Annotated in this window: 5 protein-coding genes and 2 pseudogenes; 1 reads left to right on the plus strand and 6 read right to left on the minus strand. The window is 72.4% G+C overall.

What is annotated here, in order from left to right:
• From KS423_RS39250 to KS423_RS39265, 4 genes and pseudogenes are all read right to left on the minus strand, one after another.
• Window positions 1–368 (minus strand): annotated as a pseudogene (locus tag KS423_RS39250) (hypothetical protein); the annotation flags it as partial.
• 14 nt (window positions 369–382) lie between these two features.
• Window positions 383–1,015 (minus strand): nicotinate-nucleotide adenylyltransferase, encoded by a 633-nt coding sequence (nadD, locus tag KS423_RS39255; RefSeq protein WP_224284512.1) that lies wholly within the window; start codon window positions 1,013–1,015, stop codon window positions 383–385.
• Between the two features lie 145 nt (window positions 1,016–1,160).
• Window positions 1,161–1,316, minus strand: a complete 156-nt coding sequence (locus tag KS423_RS39260; RefSeq protein WP_224284513.1) for a hypothetical protein — start codon at window positions 1,314–1,316, stop codon at window positions 1,161–1,163.
• Window positions 1,317–1,495: 179 nt separating this feature from the next.
• Window positions 1,496–1,642, minus strand: a complete 147-nt coding sequence (locus tag KS423_RS39265; RefSeq protein ID WP_224284514.1) for a hypothetical protein — start codon at window positions 1,640–1,642, stop codon at window positions 1,496–1,498.
• Between the two features lie 262 nt (window positions 1,643–1,904).
• Between KS423_RS39265 and KS423_RS39270 the strand changes: the two genes are divergently transcribed.
• On the plus strand, window positions 1,905–3,005 hold the full coding sequence (locus KS423_RS39270) for a M48 family metallopeptidase (protein ID WP_224284515.1): 1,101 nt from the start codon (window positions 1,905–1,907) through the stop codon (window positions 3,003–3,005).
• A 75-nt stretch (window positions 3,006–3,080) separates the two neighbouring features.
• Here KS423_RS39270 and KS423_RS39275 read toward each other — a convergent pair whose 3' ends face one another.
• Both KS423_RS39275 and KS423_RS39280 read right to left on the minus strand, forming a co-directional pair.
• Window positions 3,081–4,142, minus strand: a complete 1,062-nt coding sequence (locus KS423_RS39275; RefSeq protein ID WP_224284516.1) for a hypothetical protein — start codon at window positions 4,140–4,142, stop codon at window positions 3,081–3,083.
• A gap of 96 nt (window positions 4,143–4,238) precedes the next feature.
• Window positions 4,239–4,508: pseudogene (locus KS423_RS39280) on the minus strand (hypothetical protein); the annotation flags it as partial.

Raw genomic sequence — 4,508 nt, forward strand, 5'->3', positions numbered from 1 at the left:
GCCTGGTACGGCTGCTGCTGGTAGCCCTGGTAGCCCTGCTGCTGGTAGCCGTACGGGTCCTGCCCGTACACCGGCTGCCCGTACTGGTCGTACTGCTGCTGCTCGTACGACTGCGGCTCGTACGACTGCGACTGCTGCTGCGGGAACGGCCCGGTCCGGCCGCCCTGCTGGTACCCGTCGTAGCCCTGGTAGCCCTGCTGCTGGTAACCGTACGGGTCCTGCCCGTACACCGGCTGCCCGTACTGGTCGTACTGCTGCTGCTCGTACGACTGCGGCTCCTGCTGTGGGTGCTGGTAGCCCTGGTACGGCTGCTGGTACTGCCCGGTGGACCAGTCCTCCGGCCGCCGGCCGTCGCTGCGATCAGTCATGCACCGCTCCCGGATCAGTCCCCGCGCGGCGCGTACAGCGCCCGCTTGTCGATGTAGCGGACCACGCCGTCCGGGACGAGGTACCAGACCGGCTCGCCCTGGGCGACCCGGTTGCGGCAGTCCGTGGAGGAGATGGCCAGCGCCGGGACCTCCACCAGGGAGACCCCGCCCGCCGGAAGCCCGGCGTCCGACAGAGTGTGCCCCGGGCGGGTGCATCCGATGAAGTGGGCCAGCGAGAAGAGTTCGTCGGAGTCGCGCCAGGACAGGATCTGGGCGAGCGCGTCGGCACCGGTGATGAAGAAGAGGTCGGCGTCCGGGTGCACGGCGTGCAGGTCGCGCAGGGTGTCGACGGTGTACGTCGGGCCCTCGCGGTCGATGTCGATCCGGCTGACCGAGAACTGCGGGTTCTCGGCGGTCGCGATGACCGTCATCAGGTAGCGGTCCTCGGCCGGGGTGACGTGACGGTCGCTCTTCTGCCACGGCTGCCCGGTCGGCACGAAGATCACTTCGTCCAGGTGGAACGCACTCGCGACCTCACTGGCGGCGACGAGGTGGCCGTGGTGGATCGGGTCGAAGGTGCCGCCCATCACGCCGAGGCGCTTCTTCACCGGTTCCGGTCCGCCGGGACTCCCGGCCTGCTCTCCCATGCCGCCACACCTTACGCGACACCCGTTACGGTGCGGGAACGGCCGGGTGGCGGTCCCCCGCAGACCGCGTGAGGGTTGTCCGCAGATGCGTGAGGGAGCGGCCGGCCCGTGGCCGGACGCTCCCCGAGCGGTCCCGGAACGCGGCTCAGCGGTCCCGGTTGAAGCGGGTGGTGATGAAGAGCAGGAGCAGCAGGATGACCAGCGCGGCGCCACCGGTCAGGGCCGGGTTCAGACTGTCGTGGTTGCCCCCCTCGCCCTCGGCGAGGAGGTTCAGAACGGGGAGTGCGGCAGCAGTGCTCATGGTCGGCGGGACCTTCTCGGCTCGGTGAACGGACCTGGGGGTTGTTCCGGGCCGGGTGAGGGCCCACCCGTCATCGTACGGGGGGTTACACGGCAACCGCTCGGCGGCCCACCGCCGCTGACCGGGCGTGAGCGCGGGCCCGGGGAAGGGGCCGGGAAAGAGCCGGGGAGGGCCCTGGCCTAGTTGTTCTTGAAGGCGCGCGCCATGATCCAGACCAGCAGGCCGATGCCCACGAAGGACGCGACCACGATAATCCGCAGGAGCAGGCCGGGGCCGGACTCGTCGGAGATGGGCGCGGCCAGGCTGACAAGCGTGTCGGTGGACATCTGCGGGGCTCCTCGAACTGCTCGGTACCGCGGCCGGGTCCGGTCTCGGTCGTCCAGGCCTCAGGGTAAACCGGCCTCACACCGGCGCAGCCCACCGACCCCTGTGACGTGCCCGCCGCCCGCGCGGCGGCCCGCCCGTACGCCGGCTCCGGGGACGAGTACGCAACCACGTACGTTGCACAGGCAGTCGTTGCAGGCGAAGACCAGCGGGGGGAGCGGGCCAGTGGGCCGCAGCCGCCGTCGACCAGGAGGGACCCAGACCATGACCGACACGACCGCGAAGACCCCGAGCCGCCGCCGCGAGCGCTTCCCCGGGATCTCCACCCGGGCCTGGGAACACCCGGCGGACCGCTCCGCCCTGGTCGCCCTGCGCAGGCTGACCGGCTTCGACGACATCCTGAAGAAGCTCGCCGGCCTGGTCTCCGAGCGGGCGATCCGGCTGATGTTCCTGGCCACCGCCGTGAAGACCTCCGAGCGCCAGTTCCCGGAGCTGCACGACATGGTGCGCGACGCCGCCTACGTGCTCGACCTGGAGCAGGTCCCCGACCTGTACGTCACCCAGGACCCGACGGTCAACGCGTACTGCATCGGCATCGACACCCCGGTCATCGTGGTCACCAGCGGTCTGGTCGAGCTGCTCGACGAGGAGGAGCTGCGCTCGGTCATCGGCCACGAGGTCGGCCACGCGATGTCCGGCCACGCCGTCTACCGGACGATGCTGATGATCCTCACCAACATCGCCACCCGGATCGCCTGGGTGCCGCTCGGCAACCTGGCGATCACCGCGATCATCACCGCGCTCAAGGAGTGGTTCCGCAAGGCGGAGCTGTCCAGCGACCGGGCCGGCCTGCTCGCCGGGCAGGACCTCCAGGCGTCCATGCGGGCCCTGATGAAGCTGGCCGGCGGCCACAACCTGGCCGAGATGAACGTCGACGCCTTCCTGGAGCAGGCCGAGGAGTACGAGAAGGCCGGCGACCTGCGCGACGGCGTGCTCAAGGTGCTCCAGGTGCTGCCGCAGACCCACCCCTTCGCGGTGGTCCGGGTCGCCCAGCTGAAGAAGTGGGCGGAGAGCGACGACTACCGCTCGATCCTGGCCGGCGCCTACCCGCGCCGCTCGGACGACCCGGACACCTCGGTCACCGAGCAGTGGAAGGCCGCCGCCGAGCACTACACCACCTCGGTCAAGGAGAGCAAGGACCCGCTGATGGGCCTGCTCCGGGACGTCGCCGGCGGCGCCGCGACCGTCGGCGGCAAGCTCCGCGACACCTTCACCGGCAGCGGAAACCGCAACGGCTCCTCGGGCAGCGGCGCCTCGGGCACCGGTTCCTCGGGCAACGGCGCCTCGGGCAGCAGCGACAACTGACCCGCCCGGTCCGCGACGGCGGCCGGTGTCCCGCCCGGGGCACCGGCCGCCGCGCCGTTCCACGGCCCGGGCGCCTCAGCTGCCCGCCAACACCCCGCACACCTGCCAGCCCGGCCGGGCGTGGTTGCCGGGGTCGACCGGCGTCGGCGGCGCGACCACCGTGCCCTGCGCGGTGGCCAGCACCGGCTGCAGGAAGCCCGCCGTCGAGGTGCCGCAGGGCTCCGGCCCGGCCTGCACCACCGAGTCCACCAGCCGCAGCTGCGCCGAGGCCAGGTCGACCCGGTCGAACTCGAAGGTCAGCTGCCGCCGCACGGTCTCCAGGGTGACCGGCGCTCCGGCCGGGGCGCCGGCCGGCTTCAGCGCGTAGACGAAGGTGTGGTCGGTGGTGATCTGCAGGGTCCCGCTGTCCGCCTCGTCGATCCGCATCGCGCCGGCCACCTTCACGGTGTTCGAGGCCAGCGCGACCTGCGCCGGGTCGAAACGGACCATCCAGCCGGTCACCGCGTGGTGCCGGTCGTCCACCGGCTGCGCCACGCTCGCGTCGAACTCCGCCTGCTCACCGGACGTGACGAAGGCCCGGACGTCCGCGGTGGCGCCCTGGACCAGCGTGGCCGGGGACAGCGAGGAGGCGACCAGGTAGCGCTGGACGGTGTCGAGCGCCTTGGCCACCTCGACCCGGCTGAAGTGCCCGCTGGCGGCCCCGGTCGGGGTGTTCAGCCCGATCGTGCCGTCCCCGTACCCCGGCGGCAGCACGGCGAACGGGTTCGCCGGGTCGGCGACCGGGTGGACGGCCGAAGCCGGGCTCAACGCGACCAGGCTGACGGTCAGTTGGCTTCCCTCGGGCCGTACCGCGACCCCCTTCGGCGAGCTCACCCCGAAGTACACCGCGGCCCCGAAGGCGAGCAGGATGAGCAGCAGCAGGGCGAACGCCTGACGCGGGACGGTGCCCAGCAGGCCGAACCGCCCCCGCGGCCGGGTGGCCTTGCCGAAGGAGCCCGCCAGCCGCTCCCGGGCGGACAGTTCCTGGATGCGGGCAGCCCTCACGAACGATTCGTCGAACACGACGGACCGGAATTCGTCCTCGTTGCCGGAACCGCCCTCGGGCGTACCCTCCGGAGGCTCTCGCGGGTCACCCACACCACCAGGGTAGGCGGACACCGGCGCCGCCACGAGGGTCAGGGCGCACATTCCCGGGAACGCTCCGTGACCACCGCCCCGGGGCGTACGCCCGCGCTAGCCGGCGGGCGCGGTCACCACCAGCGGGGGCTCGGCCGGTGTCTGCCCCGGCTCGACCCCGGCGCTGCTGCTGCCGGACTCGGGGCGCCGGGGCGTGCCCGAGGAGCCGCCCACGCCCTGGTAGACCGCCGCGACCGCGACCGCCACCAGGCTCACGCCCATGATCACGGCGAGCACCCAGGCCACCGGCCGGTGCCAGCGCTGCTGGGCCACGTACCGCCCGCGGGCGCGCACCGGGTCGTAGCCGCGTCGCCACCGCCGCCGGAC

Source organism: Streptomyces sp. LS1784, assembly GCF_020103755.1.
In the GTDB taxonomy this organism is placed as follows: domain Bacteria; phylum Actinomycetota; class Actinomycetes; order Streptomycetales; family Streptomycetaceae; genus Kitasatospora.